This window comes from Caballeronia sp. NCF2 (assembly GCF_023631205.1).
In the GTDB taxonomy this organism is placed as follows: Bacteria; Pseudomonadota; Gammaproteobacteria; order Burkholderiales; family Burkholderiaceae; genus Caballeronia; species Caballeronia zhejiangensis.
In genome coordinates this window covers 244923-260899 of the sequence record NZ_JALQDN010000028.1, presented here as the reverse complement: position 1 = coordinate 260899, position 15977 = coordinate 244923, and the positions used below count along the sequence as shown (strand labels likewise).

At 62.1% G+C, this 15977-nt stretch carries 12 protein-coding genes; 10 read left to right on the top strand and 2 right to left on the bottom strand.

The window, feature by feature from the left end; genetic code table 11:
• Nucleotides 1–172: 172 nt before the first annotated feature.
• Nucleotides 173–1363, bottom strand: a complete 1191-nt coding sequence (locus NCS02_RS12320) for a M20 aminoacylase family protein (RefSeq protein WP_250523156.1) — start codon at nt 1361–1363, stop codon at nt 173–175.
• A gap of 160 nt (nt 1364–1523) precedes the next feature.
• Between NCS02_RS12320 and NCS02_RS12315 the strand changes: the two genes are divergently transcribed.
• Nucleotides 1524–3605 carry a molybdopterin-containing oxidoreductase family protein gene (locus NCS02_RS12315; protein WP_250523155.1) on the top strand — a complete coding sequence of 694 codons (2082 nt, stop codon included), beginning with the start codon at nt 1524–1526 and terminating at the stop codon, nt 3603–3605.
• Between the two features lie 128 nt (nt 3606–3733).
• Nucleotides 3734–5407, top strand: coding sequence for a long-chain fatty acid--CoA ligase (locus NCS02_RS12310; RefSeq protein ID WP_250480691.1), 1674 nt, complete (start codon nt 3734–3736; stop codon nt 5405–5407).
• A 128-nt stretch (nt 5408–5535) separates the two neighbouring features.
• Here the strand turns inward: NCS02_RS12310 and NCS02_RS12305 are convergent, their stop codons facing one another.
• A complete protein-coding gene (locus NCS02_RS12305; protein WP_008343007.1) occupies nt 5536–6711 on the bottom strand; it encodes a porin in 1176 nt (391 codons plus the stop codon).
• A gap of 462 nt (nt 6712–7173) precedes the next feature.
• On the opposite strand from NCS02_RS12305, the gene coq7 reads away from it, so the two are divergent.
• The 8 genes from coq7 (at nt 7174) to mraY (ending at nt 15974) form a co-directional block, all read left to right on the top strand.
• Nucleotides 7174–7830 (top strand): 2-polyprenyl-3-methyl-6-methoxy-1,4-benzoquinone monooxygenase, encoded by a 657-nt coding sequence (coq7, locus tag NCS02_RS12300; protein ID WP_250523154.1) that lies wholly within the window; start codon nt 7174–7176, stop codon nt 7828–7830.
• 391 nt (nt 7831–8221) lie between these two features.
• Entirely contained in the window at nt 8222–8650 is a 429-nt protein-coding gene (gene mraZ, locus NCS02_RS12295) for a division/cell wall cluster transcriptional repressor MraZ (protein ID WP_008343002.1), read from the top strand.
• A 28-nt stretch (nt 8651–8678) separates the two neighbouring features.
• Nucleotides 8679–9620, top strand: a complete 942-nt coding sequence (gene rsmH / locus NCS02_RS12290) for a 16S rRNA (cytosine(1402)-N(4))-methyltransferase RsmH (protein ID WP_008343001.1) — start codon at nt 8679–8681, stop codon at nt 9618–9620.
• Complete coding sequence (gene ftsL, locus NCS02_RS12285; RefSeq protein WP_008342999.1) at nt 9617–9961, top strand: cell division protein FtsL; 345 nt, start codon at nt 9617–9619, stop codon at nt 9959–9961. Before rsmH ends, ftsL begins: the two co-directional genes overlap by 4 nt.
• Nucleotides 9958–11814 carry a peptidoglycan D,D-transpeptidase FtsI family protein gene (locus NCS02_RS12280; RefSeq protein ID WP_239295176.1) on the top strand — a complete coding sequence of 619 codons (1857 nt, stop codon included), beginning with the start codon at nt 9958–9960 and terminating at the stop codon, nt 11812–11814. Before ftsL ends, NCS02_RS12280 begins: the two co-directional genes overlap by 4 nt.
• Nucleotides 11811–13355 (top strand): UDP-N-acetylmuramoyl-L-alanyl-D-glutamate--2,6-diaminopimelate ligase, encoded by a 1545-nt coding sequence (locus NCS02_RS12275; protein WP_244807651.1) that lies wholly within the window; start codon nt 11811–11813, stop codon nt 13353–13355. Before NCS02_RS12280 ends, NCS02_RS12275 begins: the two co-directional genes overlap by 4 nt.
• Nucleotides 13352–14782, top strand: coding sequence for a UDP-N-acetylmuramoyl-tripeptide--D-alanyl-D-alanine ligase (locus NCS02_RS12270; RefSeq protein WP_239295175.1), 1431 nt, complete (start codon nt 13352–13354; stop codon nt 14780–14782). The genes NCS02_RS12275 and NCS02_RS12270 overlap by 4 nt, the downstream gene beginning before the upstream one ends.
• A gap of 22 nt (nt 14783–14804) precedes the next feature.
• A complete protein-coding gene (gene mraY, locus NCS02_RS12265; protein ID WP_008342993.1) occupies nt 14805–15974 on the top strand; it encodes a phospho-N-acetylmuramoyl-pentapeptide-transferase in 1170 nt (389 codons plus the stop codon).
• Nucleotides 15975–15977 lie beyond the last annotated feature (3 nt).

The window sequence follows — 15977 nt, the reverse complement described above, 5'->3', positions numbered from 1 at the left end:
GGACCGTGAAACGACTCCACGCCGATGATAGTGCGGATACCCGTGTGAAAGTAGGTAATCGTCAGGCTCCTCATGCTTCAAACAAAAACCCCACCCCAAAAAGGTGGGGTTTTTGCGTTGGGACGTGAAAATCTAAATCGCAATCAAGCCAGCAGAGGCGTAACGGCGACCATCAACGGGCGAGGAATTTCTCCGCCAGTCTTACCCAGTACGACGATCCGATCGATAACAAATCATCATTAAAGTCGTAGCTGGCGTTGTGCAACATGCACGGCCCCGCGCCGTGTCCTTGCTCCCGGTGCCCGCCGTCGCCGTTACCTAGAAACGCATAACATCCGGGCTTTTCGAGAAGCATGAACGAAAAGTCCTCGGCGCCCATCGTCGGCTCGACGGCGCTATCGACCTTATCCTTGCCCACCACTTCTGCCATAACTTCCGCCGCGAATCTTGCCTCTTCAGGCGAATTGATCGTCGGCGGATAGTTTCTGTGGAAATGAATTTCCACCTCGCAGTCGTAGGCCGCTGCGGTTGCATCGGCGATTTTGCGCATGCGCGCCTCGATCAGATCGAGCGTCTCCACCGTAAAAGTACGCACAGTTCCTCCGAGCCAAGCCTGATCGGGCACCACATTGGCAGCCTGGCCAGCGTGAATCTGGGTAATCGAAAGCACGGCCGTATCGATCGGCTTCTTGCTTCGCGTGATGATGCTCTGAAGCCCGTTCGCGATCTGAACCGCCGTAAAAACGGGATCGCGCCCGTTATATGGCAGGGCCGCGTGCGAACCGGTTCCTCGAATGGCGATGCGAAACTCGTTGCTCGAAGCCATGATCGGCCCTTCGACGACACCGAAATGCCCCGCCGGAATGCCAGGCCAGTTGTGAATGCCGAACACCGCATCGACCGGAAACCGCTTGAAAAGACCATCTTCGATCATGGCCTTCGCGCCGGCGCCGCCTTCCTCAGCCGGTTGGAAGATGAAGACGACCGTCCCATCGAATTTGCCGTGCTTGGCCAGATATTTCGCCGCGCCGAGCAGCATCGCCGTATGACCATCGTGGCCGCAGGCATGCATACGGCCGTCGTTCGTCGATCGATGTCCGAAAGTGTTCAATTCCTGAATGGGCAGCGCGTCCATATCCGCGCGCAGCCCGATCGAGGCGCTACCGGCGCCGCGCTTCAGCACGCCGACGACGCCCGTCTTGCCCAATCCCCGATGTACTTCGATTCCCCAACTTTCGAGGCTCTCGGCAACCAGTTTTGCGGTGCCAACCTCTTCATAGCGCAATTCGGGATGGGCATGGATCGTTCGTCGGAGCGTCTTGATCTCGTCGTGCGATGCTTCGATTTCTGGGATCAGATTCATTTCAACTGCTCTCACGTTTGAATTCGGATTGCGCGTATTGACCGCGCCTGCTCGTTCCATTCTACGCCGCCGCTATTTGCGCCATCGGACGGTCGATCGCATAGCGGCCGTAATAGAATTCCGTCATCTGCCGCTTTTACTTCGATTTACGGACTTTCCGATGAACGCTCCAGCCGAGTTTGCCCGAGCCGTGTGCCCGCACGATTGCCCCGATACTTGCGCGATGCGCGTAACGGTCAAGGATGGAAAAGCGGTCAAAGTCAGCGGCGAACCTGATCATCCACCGACGCAAGGTGTGTTGTGCACAAAGGTCACGCGCTATGCCGAGCGTACGCATCACAAGGATCGTCTTCTGTTTCCGTTGCGTCGAATCGGCAAAAAGGGCGAGGGCCGATTTGAGCCGATCGGCTGGGACGAAGCATTGCGACTCGCCGCCGAACGCCTGCAGCCTATCGCCCGGCGCGCGCCTGAAGCCATCGTTCCATACAGCTACGCGGGCACGATGGGCCTGGTGCAAGGCGAAAGCGTCGCTGCCCGATTCTTCAACGTGCTTGGCGCATCGCGACTCGAACGCACGATTTGTGCGGCCGCGGGCGCCGCCGGCCTGCGTTACACGTACGGCGCGAGCCTCGGAATGCATTCGGAGTATTACGAAGAGAGCGAGCTGATTCTGATCTGGGGCGCGAATCCGATCGCGTCGAGCCTGCACTTCTGGACGCGCGCGCAGGAGGCAAAGCGTCGTGGCGCGAAGCTGATCGCGATCGATCCGTACAAGTCGCTCACGGCGGAGAAGTGCCATCAGCACATCGCGTTGCGCCCGGGCACCGACGCCGCGCTCGCGCTCGGCATGATCGACGTGTTGATCCGCGAGAATTTCATCGATCACGAGTATGTGAGCGCGCATACCGTCGGCTTCGATGAACTTGCGGCGCGCGCGGCGCAGTATCCGGCTTCGCGCGTGGCGCAGATCTGCGGCATCGACGAAAAGGTCGTTATCGAACTCGCCCGTGCTTTCGGATCGACGAAGAAGGCCGCAATTCGCCTCAATTACGGCATGCAGCGCGTGCGCGGTGGCGGCAATGCCGTGCGGGCGATCGCTTGCTTGCCGTCGTTGACTGGCGCGTGGCGCGAGCGCGCCGGAGGCCTGCTGCTTTCGTCGTCCGGCTGGGCGCCGATCGACGGCAGCGCGCTCGAGCGTCCCGATTTGCTGCCGGGCTGGCCCTCGAAGCTTCCGCGCGCGATCAACATGAACGCGATCGGCGACGCGTTGCTGCATCCGGGCGACGAAGCATTCGGGCCGAAGATCGAAGCGCTGATCGTCTACAACTCGAATCCCGTTGCGGTCGCGCCCGATTCGGCGAAAGTCGAGGCGGGCTTCGCGCGCGAGGATCTGTTCACGATCGTGCTCGAACACTTCCAGACAGATACCGCCGATTACGCGGACCTCGTCTTTCCCGCGACGACGCAGCTCGAGCATCTCGACGTCCACAAGTCCTACGGGCACACGCACGTAATGGCGAATCTGCCGGCGATTCCACCCGTCGGCGAAGCGCGCCCGAACACTGAAATATTCCGCGGACTCGCACGCGCCCTGGGCCTTACCGAGCCGGCGCTTTTCGAGACCGACGAGCAGATCGCATCGAAGGCATTCCGCTGGAACGACCCGACGCTCGAAGGTCAGAGCTGGGACACGTTGAAGGCGTCCGGCTGGCTGAAGCTCGGAATCGCGGAAGCGCCGCTGGCCGAAGGCGGGTTCCGCACCCCGTCGGGAAAATGCGAGTTCTACAGCGAGCGCCTGAAACGCGAAGGTCTCGATCCGTTGCCCGATTACCTGCCGCCGTACGAATCTGCGGACGGATCGCCGGATCTGGCGGCCCGCTATCCGCTCGCGATGATTTCGCCGCCCGCGCGCAACTTCCTGAACAGCAGTTTCGTGAACATCGAAAGTCTGCGGGCGGCGGAGCGCGAACCGCATCTCGATATTCACCCCGCCGACGCGCAAGCGCGCGCCATCGCCGATGGCGCAGTCGTGCGCATCTTCAACGATCGCGGTTCGATGCAGGCCCGCGCGCGCGTGACGGACCGCGCGCGCGAAGGCGTCGTCGTCGGCTTGTCGATCTGGTGGAAGAAGTTGTCTCCCGATGGCCGCAACGCCAATCAGGTGACGAGTCAGGCGCTGACCGACCTCGGGGGCTCGGCGACGTTTTACGACTGCCTGGTGGAAGTGGAGCCAATGCATTGACAAGCTTCGGAGCGGCGGACTCGGACGGGTTTGGTGGAAGGCGTCTAACCCGATTGTCGGAGACCGGCCGAAAAGCTAGGATCTCGTTTCCGCACGATCATTCTAAAATCATATAAAGGAGACGCCGTATGGAGAAACCCTGGCTGAAGTCTTACCCGGCCGGCGTGCCTGCGGAGATCGATCCATCCGCGTATCGGTCCGTTTCGGAGCTGCTCGAGGACAGCTTTCGCGCGAATCGCGATCGCCGCGCGTTCGTGTGCATGGGCCAGCCGATCACGTACGCCGAACTCGACGCGATGTCGAGAAAGCTGGCCGCGTGGTTCCAGAAGCGAGGAATGAAGCCGGGCGCGCGCGTCGCGCTGATGATGCCGAACGTGCTGCAGTATCCGATCGCGATCGCGGCGGTATTGCGCGCGGGTTACATCGTCGTCAACGTGAATCCGCTTTACACGCCGCGCGAACTCGAGCATCAGCTCAAGGACAGCGGCGCGGAAGCAATCGTCATTTTGGAGAATTTCGCCGGCACGTTGCAGGCGGTCGTCAAGAACACGGCGATCAAACATATCGTCGTCGCGGCGATGGGCGATCTCATGGGTTTGAAAGGGGTTCTCGTCAACTTCGTCGTGCGCAGCGTGAAGAAGATGGTGCCAGAGTGGAAACTGCCTGGCAGCGTCCGATTCAACGAAGCGCTGAGCGAAGGCGGCCGCGGCACGCTCCAGCCGGTCACCCAAAGTCCCGATGACGTCGCGTTCCTGCAGTACACCGGCGGCACGACGGGCGTCGCGAAAGGCGCGACGCTCACGCATCGCAATCTGATCGCGAACACGCTGCAGTCAGAAGTGTGGCTCGACCCGGCCCGCAAGCGCCGTCCCGACATCGATCAGTTCGTTTGCGTGGTCGCGCTGCCGCTTTATCACATCTTCGCGCTGACGGTCTGCGGCATGCTCACGATCCGTACCGGCGGCCTTGGCGTGCTGATACCGAACCCGCGAGATATCGCCGGAACCATCAAGGAACTGAAGGGCGTTCCCATCAACACATTCCCGGCCGTCAACACGCTCTACAACGCGTTGTTGAATCATCCAGACTTCAACAAGCTCGATTTCTCGAAGCTCATCGCTGCGAACGGCGGCGGGATGGCCGTGCAGGAAGCCGTCGCGAAGCGCTGGTTCGCGGCGACCGGCGTGCCGATCGTCGAGGGTTACGGCTTGTCCGAAACCTCGCCGTGCGTGACCTGCAATCCGGTGACGTCGACCGAATACACGGGCACGATCGGCTTGCCGCTTCCGTCCACGGAAATCTCCATCCGCGACGACGACAACAACGAAGTGCCGCTCGGCCAGCCCGGCGAGATCTGCATTCGCGGCCCGCAGGTGATGGCGGGCTACTGGAATCGTCCCGACGAAACCGCGAAGGTGATGACCCCCGACGGCTTCTTCCGCTCAGGCGACGTCGGCGTGCTCGATGAGCGCGGCTACGTGAAGATCGTCGATCGCAAGAAGGACATGATTCTCGTCTCCGGCTTCAACGTGTATCCGAACGAGATTGAAGATGTTGTCGCGATGCTGCCCGGCGTGTTCGAAGTTGCCGCTGTGGGCGTGAAGGATCAGGCGTCGGGCGAAGCGGTGAAGCTCTTCATCGTGCGCAAGGATGCGAGCCTGACGGAAGCGGATGTCATCGCGTACTGCAGGGAACGGCTGACCGGCTACAAGCGTCCGCGCATGATCGAGTTCCGCAACGAGTTGCCGAAGAGCAATGTCGGCAAGATCTTGCGGCGGGAATTGCGCGACGGCCGCGCGTAGCGGCTGCATCGTCCAAAGCGAAAAGCCTTCGTGTCGCGAGATGCGAAGGCTTTTTTGTTGCCCGCAGCGGAACGAAAAAAAGGCGCCCGAAGGCGCCTTTCAGTGCGTACTGCTTTGTTACGACCTTATTAGAACTTGTGGCGGATACCGACAACAGCGGCAACCTGGTTCGACGTCGACGACGCCGACAGGCCGTTGATGTTCGCAACCGCAGGGCGGTTCAACGAATCCGTGCCGCTTGCGTGCTGGTAGATACCGTCGATGTACACGTCCGTGCGCTTCGACAGGAAGTAGTCCGCGCCGAGCATGCCTTGGTGGTACTTGGCATCGGCCAGGCCGTAACCCTTCGTGTAGTCATATGCCACGCCCAGCAGCAGGGCCGGGGTCAGCTGATACTTGAAGTTGATTTCGGCGTTATGGAACTTGCCCGAGCCGCCCGTGTAGCCAGCCGGGTTCAGGCCAGCGCCTGCTTCGTTGTTGACGTCCTTGAACTGCGTGTTGCTATACGTCGCGCCGATGGTCGCTGCGCCGAACGTGTAAGCACCGCCAGCCGAGATGACTTGCTGCGTCTTGGCGGATGCGAAGCCCGAGTACACGCGGCTCGACATGTTCGAAGCCGTAGGCGTCGTGGCAGCGTTGCGGCTCGTGGCGTTGTTGCCGAAGAACGAGTAGTTCGGGTCCTTGACGTTCAAGTAGCCCGCGCCCAATTGCAGCGGACCCTGCGAGTAGCCGAGACCAACCGACCAGATCTGGTTGCGGTTGAACTGGCCAGCTTGGCCGCCGAGGCTGTACAGGCCGCCGAACGTGAAGCCGGCGTAGTTCGCGCTCGTGTACTTGATCGCGTTGTTCACGCGATTCGAGTTGTTCATGTTGTCCAGGTCGCCCGGGTGCGCGCCGAAGTACGACGCCCACTGGCTACCGACTTCGAATGCCCCGGTGTAGTCAACCACGGAGTCGTACTGGCGACCCAGCGTGACCGTACCGAATTGCGTCGAGCCCAGACCGACATAAGCCTGGCGGCCGAACAGGTCGCCGCCTTGGCCCAGCTGGCCGTTGAACACGTTGAAGCCGCCTTCCAACACGAAGATGGCCTTCAGACCGCCACCGAGGTCTTCCGTGCCGCGCAGGCCCCAACGGCTACCTTGCAGGTTGCCGCTGTTCATGGAGTACAGCTTTTGGCCGTTGCTGTTGTTGTTGTACGCGAAGCCAGCGTCGATGATGCCGTACAGCGTCACACTGCTCTGCGCATGTGCGGCGCCTGCGAATGCGCCCAGTGCGGCGAGAGCGAGAAGCGACTTTTTCATTGATTGAATCTCCAAGGAGTGTTTGCGACTTTTGGCAAGGTCACTGTTCTTAGCGCCAGTGTGTTGACGGTCCCTGCCTGCTTCTTAACGAAGGTGACACGTAATGTAACAAAGAGGCTTTAACGGACAAAGGAAAAGGGGCTGGTCCGCCGGACTCATGTGACGTTTACGCAACAGGCGCTAAAATGTTGGTTTTGCAGGATATTTGCGACCCGTGTTTGCCCTAATTACCAAAACAGGTGCTTCATAAGGGGCGATCGGGCGGTCGACGGCGTCAGGTTGGTGCCATATTCGCGATCAGACTTCGAGCCTGTAATCCGGAGAAATCGCACATGCTCCGTGGCCGCTGAACGCGGTATCCGGCAAGCCCGCGCCCCTTCGGCGCCAGTCGATGTGCGCTAAAATTCGGGTTTTCCGCGAGCGTCCGCTCCGTCTGCGGACCATGAAGAGAGAGGTGACACCATGACGCTCGATGAAGTCATCAGCGAATTCGATCGAGGCTTGCGGTCCATGACGGGCGTGAGCCGCATGTCGCGTCCGATTCCTGAATCGACGATGTCGCCTCTGGACGCGACCGGCGATGTCCTCTCGGAACAATCGCAACTCACCGAAGAAGAACGCGCCCATTCGGCCGGACTGATGCGCGTGAATCACGTTGGCGAAGTCTGCGCGCAAGCGCTTTATCAGGCGCAGAAGCTCGCCGCAAGCTCGCCCGAGCTCAAGGCCAGTTTCGAGCGAGCGGCGCGTGAAGAGGAAGACCATCTCGCGTGGACATCGACGCGGCTGAAAGATCTGGAATCGCGGCCGAGCCTGCTGAACCCGTTGTGGTACGCGGGTGCGCTGGCGATCGGTTTCGTCGCGGGGCGCTTCGGCGATCGCGCGAGTCTCGGCTTCATGGCCGAAACCGAGCGTCAGGTCGAGCAGCATCTCGATGGCCACATGAAGACCTTGCCCGTCAACGATCACGCATCCCGCGCGATCGTCGAGCAAATGCGTCTCGATGAAAGCGCGCACGCCGCAGCAGCCATCGGCGCTGGTGGGAGCGAGGTTTCGTTTCCGGTGCGCGCGTTGATGCGCGCAGCTTCCAAAGTCATGACGCGCACGGCCTATTACATATAGTGTGACAAAGCCTCGTTCGCTCGCTTGCCGGGTCGAGCGAGGCATTCGCCGCCGAAACTCATCATCGAATCAAAAAACGGCTGTAAGAACCGTTACATTTCCCTCATTTCGCCTGCTCTTTTCACGTACTACCTTCACATCCCGCACTAGCTCTCTAATTCATAACGGTTTTCTCTTTTGCCGTTACTTCAAGCTCCTGCGCTAAGTCCTTGTTCTAGCAAATAAAAAGCACTCGAAAAAAAGGTACGCGTCTTGACCGAGGAAATGCGTTCCTCTAAAGTGGGAGACAGTGTGAGAAAGTGGTCTTTTGTGTGATTCACAACCCATTTTCGAGCAAAACTGGAGAGGGACGGGCGTCGTGGTGGGCGTCCGAAAACGGGGAGAAGGGCGAGTGTTCCAAGGGGCGTCGGCGCTGACGCTCGATGCGAAAGGGCGGATGTCGGTTCCGTCGCGCTATCGGGAAGCGCTGCAAGGGCAGGCAGAAGGCCGGGTGACGCTCACGAAGAGCCCGGATGGATGCCTGTTGCTCTTTCCCCGCCCGGAGTGGGAAGTCTTCCGCGCCAAGGTCGCCGCGCTTCCGATGGAAGCCATGTGGTGGCGGCGCATCTTTCTCGGTAATGCAATGGATGTCGAACTCGACGGCAACGGGCGCGTGCTGGTCTCGCCCGAGCTGCGCGCTGCCGCGTCGCTGGAAAAAGAAGTGACGCTGCTCGGCATGGGCGCGCACTTCGAGTTGTGGGACTCGCAGACTTACGCGGCGAAGGAAGCTGCGGCCATGGCGCAGGGCATGCCCGACGCGCTGAAAAACTTCACTTTCTGACGCGGCGCTGAACAACATGGCTCCTGCGATGGGAAATGAACTGCAGCATCGCACGGTGCTGCTGAAGGAAGCGGTAGACGGGCTGCTCACGCGCGCGGACGGCATCTATATAGATGGCACTTTCGGGCGCGGCGGTCATAGCCGGGCGATTTTGCAGCGACTGGGTGACGCGGGGCGGCTGATCGCCTTCGACAAGGATCCTCTCGCGATCGCCACGGCGCAACAGATTCAGGATTCGCGCTTTTCGATCGTGCACGACAGCTTCGCGGCGTTGCGCGACGCGGCGAGCGAGCGCGGAGTAGGGCGGGTGTCGGGCGTGTTGCTGGACCTTGGCGTGTCGTCGCCGCAGGTGGACGACCCGGAGCGCGGCTTCAGCTTCCGCGCAGAAGGTCCGCTCGACATGAGGATGGACCCGACTCGGGGCGAGTCGGCGGCAGAGTGGCTCGCGCGTGCCACGGTGCAGGAAATCACGGAGGTCATCAGAGATTATGGGGAAGAACGGTTTGCTTTTCAGATTGCAAAGGCGCTTGTTGCTCGCCGGGCAGAGTCCGACCGTCTTGGGCCTCTCGACAGCACGCGCGAGCTTGCCGAAATCGTGGGTCACGTCGTCAAAACCCGTGAAAAGGGCAAGGACCCGGCAACTCGCACCTTTCAGGCTATACGGATTCACGTCAATCAAGAGCTTGCGGAGCTGCAGGTAGTACTCGAATCGGCATTGGCATTGTTGGAGCAAGGGGGGCGGCTGGTCGTGATCAGCTTTCATTCACTCGAAGACCGGATCGTCAAGCGGTTCATGCAGGCGCACGCGAGCGCGCCGGCGGTGGACCGTCGTTTGCCGATCCGCGCGGTCGATCTTCCCAGCCCGCCGCTGCGCGTGGTCGGCCGCGTGTTTCCGAGTGATGCCGAAGTCGCCGATAACCCGCGCGCCCGTTCCGCGGTGATGCGTATCGCCGAGCGGATCGCGCCATGAATCGCCTCAATATCTTCCTGCTCATCATCGTGCTCGGGTGCGCGCTGTCGGTCGTCAGCTCCACCAATCAGCAGCGGGAGATTTTCATCGACTTGCAAAGGGCGCAATCGCAAGAGCGTCAACTGCAACAGGATTACGCGCAGTTGCAGTACCAGCAGAGCGCGTTGTCGAAGACATCGCGCATCGAGCAGTTGGCCACCAACTCACTGAAAATGCAGCCCGTGACGACCGGCCGAACGCAATATCTCACCTACGACACGGCCGCCAACAAGGCCGCCGACGCACCCATGCCGCCGCCGCTGCCGGCGTCGGCGCCGCCTGCACGCGGAGCCAAGCGATGAAAAAGTCCGCGAAGCAGAAAGACATCGCTCACACGCCGAATCCGATTCTCGCCGTGCGCCTGCCCATGTGGCGCTCGAAGCTCGTCGTGTTCCTGCTATTCATGGCGTTCGTCGCGCTGGCCGGGCGCGCGTTCTGGATTCAGGGCCCGGGCAACGCGTTCTTCAAGAAACAGGGCGAAAGCCGCTATCAGCGCACGCTCGAAATGCCTGCGACGCGCGGGCAGATCCGCGACCGTAACGGCCTCGTGCTCGCAACGAGTTTGCCGGTGAAGGCCATCTGGGCGATTCCCGAAGCCGTGCCGAACGATCTCGGCGCGGACAAGTTCGCGCAATTGTCCAAACTTCTCGAAATGCCGGAAAAAGAGCTTCGCGCGAAGCTCTCGATGGACAAGACCTTCGTCTATGTGAAGCGCCAAGTGCCGCTCGAAGTCGCGCAGAAGGTCGCCGCGCTCGACATTCCCGGCATCTATTCGCGCGGCGAATACAAGCGCTTCTATCCGGAAGGCGAAATCACCGCGCACCTGATCGGCTTTACTAACATTGAAGACAAGGGACAGGAAGGCGTCGAACTCGGCGACCAGAACGTCCTCGCCGGCACGCCGGGCATGCGCCGCGTCATCAAGGACCGCATGGGCCATATCGTCGAGGACGTCGACGAGCAAGTCGTGCCGCACAACGGCGCGGACGTCGAACTTTCGATCGACAGCAAGATTCAGTACATCGCGTACACGAACCTGAAGGCCGCCGTCGAGAAGACGAAGGCGAAGGCCGGCGCGGCAATGGTCATCGACGTGAAGACGGGCGAAGTGCTCGCGCTCGTCAACTATCCCACGTACAACCCGAACGATCGTTCGCGTATGACCGGCGAGCAGTTGCGCAACCGCATTCTCACGGACACCTTCGAGCCGGGCTCGATCATGAAGCCGTTCACCGTTTCGCTCGCGCTCGATCTGCATCGGGTGACGCCGAATACGCTCGTCGAAACGGGCGGCGGCGTGTTCGTGCTCGACGGCGCCCGCATTACGGACGATTCTGGCTTCGGCACGCTCACCGTCGGCGGCGTGATTCAGAAGTCGAGCAATATCGGCGCGACCAAAATTGCGATGCAATTGCGTCCCGAGGAAATGTGGAACATGTACACGAGCATCGGGCTCGGTCAGGCGCCGAAAGTCGGTTTTCCGGGCGCCGTGACCGGGCGTCTGCGCCCGTGGAAGAGCTGGCGACGCATCGAGCAGGCGACGATGTCGTACGGCTACGGCCTGTCGGTGTCGCTGTTCCAGCTCGGGCGCGCATACACGGCCATCGCGAACGACGGCAAGATCCTGCCGGTCTCGATTTTCCGCACGGCGGGCGATCAGCCGCCGCTCGGTCAGCAAGTGTTTTCGCCGACTACCGCGCGCGAAGTGCGTGCGATGCTCGAAACCGTCGTGTCGAAGGGCGGCACGTCGCCGGATGCGGCGGTGGCCGGCTATCGCGTCGGCGGCAAATCGGGCACGGCGTACAAGCATGCGGGCCACGGCTACGACCATTCGAAGTACCGGGCATCGTTCGTCGGCATGGCGCCGATGCCGAATCCGCGCATCGTCGTGGCCGTATCGGTGGATGAACCGACGGTCGGCAGCCACTTCGGCGGTCAGGTGTCGGGTCCGGTGTTCTCGGGCATCGTCGGCGATACCTTGCGCGCGCTGAACGTGCCGCCCGATATGCCAGTGAAGCAAATGGTCGTGACGGACGATTCGAACTCCGCCACGCAAGCGGCCGCCAAGCAGCCGGCGAATACGAACAACGCGAATACCGCGAAGAAATTCGCGGTGTCGAGCAATACGAAGACGCACCCGGGAGTCGTGCGATGAGCGCGCAAACCCGACAGAGCAAGATGCAAAAGGACGTATCACAAGCCGTTCAATGGCTGCGCGCCCACGCGCAGCCCGAGGCGCAATTGCACGCCGACACGCGCTCGCTCAAAAGCGGCGACGTGTTTCTAGCCTATGCGGTCGACGGCGCGGACAACCGTCCGTATCTCGACGCCGCGCTCGCCGCAGGCGCGGCTGCGGCGCTCTATCAGCCGGAGAATTTCGCGGGCAAGCCGGACGCGTCGAAGACGCTCGCCGTGAAGGCGCTGAACGAACTCGCGGGCCCGATCGCATCCGCGTGGTACGGCGAGCCGACCGCGTCGATGCTTACCGTCGGCGTGACGGGCACGAACGGCAAGACTTCGTGCAGCCAATGGATCGCGACTGCGCTCTCCGCGCTCGGCCGTCCGTGCGCGATCGTCGGCACGCTCGGCATCGGCATGCCGGGCAAACTGGTGCATAGCGGCTTCACCACGCCCGACGCGCCGCAGCTTCAGCGCAATCTTGCGCAATTGAAAGCTCAGGGCGCGGAAGGCGTCGCGATGGAAGTGTCGTCGCATGCGCTGCATCAGGGGCGCGTGAACGGCGTCGATTTCGATATCGCTATCTTCACGAATCTCACGCAGGATCATCTCGACTACCACGGCACGTTCGAGGCGTACGAAGCGGCAAAGGCGCGTCTTTTCGCGTGGCCGTCGCTGAAGACGGCAATCGTCAATCGCGACGATGCGGCCGGTCAGCGTCTGATCGAATCGCTGCGCGGCAAGGTGCGGACGATTGCCTACGGCGTCGAGATGCCCGCCGATGCCGCGCCGAGCGCCGACGCGTTCCTGCTCGCAACGCAAGTCCGCGCGACTGCGACCGGCACTGCGTTTCATCTGTCGTCGGACTGGGGCGAAGCCGATGTCGAAGTCGGCACGCTCGGCACGTTCAACGTGAGCAATCTGCTTTCCGTGCTCGGCGTGCTGCTCGAAGTGGGCGTGCCGTTCGATGCCGCCATCGCGCGCATCGAAAAGCTCGAATCGGTCAACGGCCGCATGGAGCGTCTCGGCGGACGCATTCAGAGCGACGAGCCGCTCGTCGTGATCGACTACGCGCACACGCCCGACGCGCTCGACAAGACCCTCACCGCGCTGCGCCCGATCGCCGAGGCGCGCGGCGGCGAGCTCGTCTGCATGTTCGGCTGCGGCGGCGACCGCGACGCCACCAAGCGTCCGCTGATGGGCGAAATCGCCGAACGCCTCGCGGATCAGGTCGTCATCACGAGCGACAACCCGCGCAGCGAAGATCCCGTCGCGATCATCGATCAAATCGCCGCCGGCATGAGCGAAGCCGCGAAGGCGCGCCGCGTCGAAGACCGCGCGAGCGCGATTCTGCAAGCAATACGAAGTGCGGCGCGCGAGGACGTCGTCGTGCTCGCCGGAAAAGGGCACGAAGCCACGCAGGAAATCATGGGCAAGAAGCGCGCGTTCTCGGATCAGGATCACGCGCGTCTCGCTCTGGCCGCACGCGCCACACAACAACGCGGAGGCGGCGAATGACGATGTTCACTTTGCGCGAAGCCGCCGCGATGATTCCCGGCGCCGTCCTTAAGGGCGATGCGGGTATCGCCATCGCGCGCGTCGTCACGGACAGCCGCGGCGTGCAGGCCGGCGATCTGTTCGTCGCGGTGAAGGGCGATCGCTTCGATGCGCATGATTTCCTCGATCAGGTGGCGAAGAGCGGCGCGGCTGCTGCGCTCGTGTCACGCGACCCGAGCAACTCCGGTGCCTGGCCACTTCCGGTCATCAAGGTAAAGGACACGCGCGCGGCGCTCGGTGCGTTGGCGCACGGCTGGCGCAAGCGCTTCACGATGCCGCTCGTCGCGGTCACGGGCAGCAACGGCAAGACGACGGTCAAGGAGATGATCGCGTCGATCTTCGCGGCTGCGGTCGGCGAGGAAGCGCGCCTCGCGACCGCGGGCAACTTCAATAACGACATCGGCTTGCCGCTCACGCTGTTTCGCCTGAAGGCGTCGCACAAGCTCGCGGTCGTCGAGCTGGGCATGAATCATCCGGGCGAAACCGAAGTGCTCGCCAAGATCGCCGCGCCGGATGTCGCCGTCGTCAACAACGCGCAGCGCGAGCATCAGGAATTCATGGCGACGGTCGAAGCGGTCGCGCTCGAGCACGCATCGGTCATTCATGCGCTAGGCGATACCGGCACGGCCGTGTTTCCCGCCGACGACCAGTACGCCGTCTTCTGGCGCACGGCCGCGACCGGCAACGCGATCATCGATTTCGCGCTGACCGCCGATGCATCGCAGGCCGCCGTCACCGGTACGCTCGAAGGCACGACGGTCCACATGCAAACGCCGCAGGGCGCGGTCGACATCGCGCTGAACGTGCTCGGCGAACACAACGCGCGCAACGCAATGGCGGCGACCGCGGCAGCGCTTGCCGCAGGCGTTTCGCTCGATGTCATCAAGCGCGGTCTCGAAGCGTTCGAGCCGGTTAAAGGCCGCTTGCAGGTGAAGCGCGCGATGCTCGGCGCGCTCGCCGGCGCGACCGTCATCGACGACACGTACAACTCGAATCCCGATTCGATGCGCGCCGCGATCGACGTGCTCGCATCGCAGGCAACGCCCCGCGTGCTCGTGATGGGCGACATGGGCGAAGTCGGCGAGGAAGGTCCGGCGTTTCATCGCGAAGTCGGCGCGTATGCGGCGGAGTGCGGCATCGATGCGCTCTTCGCGCTCGGCGCCGCGAGCGTCGATTCGGTGAACGCATTCAACGCGGCCGCATCGAAGCAAACCGCGCAGCATTTCGCCGATGTCCGCGAACTGCTCACCGCGCTCGAACAGGCAGGCTACGGCAACAAGGCCACGTATCTCGCGAAAGGCTCGCGCTTCATGAAGATGGAGCGCGTGGTGGATGCCTTGACGAGTCCACAACAACCCGCAGCGGGCCATGCGCCCGCTGCACATTGATTCACTGAAGAGAAGGACCAGCATGCTACTCGCACTCGCGCAATGGCTTCAGAATGACGCCAGCTTCATGCGCGTGTTCACCTACATCACGTTCCGCGCGGTGGGCGCCACGGCAACGGCGCTTCTGATCGGTCTCGTCTGCGGCCCGTGGGTCATCCGCAAGCTGACCTTGCTCAAGGTCGGCCAGGCCGTGCGCAAGGACGGCCCGCAGACGCATCTCGTGAAGTCCGGCACGCCGACGATGGGCGGCGTGCTGATCCTCATCGGCATTGCCATTTCCACGTTGCTGTGGGCCGATCTCACGAACCGTTTCGTGTGGATCGTGATGCTCGTCACGTTCGGCTATGGCGTGATCGGCTGGGTGGACGACTATCGGAAGGTCGTGCACAAGGATCCGCGCGGCATGTCGTCGCGCGAGAAGTATTTCTGGCAATCGGTGATCGGCCTGTTCGCGGCGGTGTATCTCGCGTTTTCCGTGTCCGAAGCGAACAACGCGCGCGTGTTCGATCTCTTCATGGCGTGGGTGCGCAGCGGCCTCTCGATGGGCCTGCCCGCGCGCGCCGACCTGATGCTGCCGTTCCTCAAATCGATCACGTATCCGCTCGGCGTGTGGGGCTTCATCGCGATGACCTACTTCGTCATCGTCGGGTCGAGCAACGCCGTGAATCTCACCGACGGCCTCGACGGCCTCGTCATCATGCCGGTCGTGCTGGTCGGCGCGTCGCTCGGCGCGTTCGCGTATGTGATGGGCTCGTCGGTCTATTCGAAGTACCTGCTGTTCCCGCACATTCCCGGAGCGGGCGAGCTTTTGATCTTTTGTTCCGCAATGGGTGGCGCCGGTCTCGCGTTTCTCTGGTACAACACGCACCCCGCGCAGGTCTTCATGGGCGATGTCGGCGCGCTCGCGCTCGGCGGCGCGCTCGGCACGATCGCGGTGATCGTTCGTCAGGAAGTCGTGCTGTTCATCATGGGCGGCGTGTTCGTCGCGGAAACGCTTTCCGTGATGCTGCAGGTCTTCTGGTTCAAGTTCACGAAGCGCCGTTATGGCGAAGGCCGCCGTTTCTTCAAGATGGCGCCGCTGCATCACCATTACGAGCTGTCCGGCTGGACCGAGACGCAAGTCGTGGTGCGCTTCTGGATCATCACGTTGATGTTGTGCCTGTTCGGTCTGTCGACGTTGAAGTTGCGTTGATTC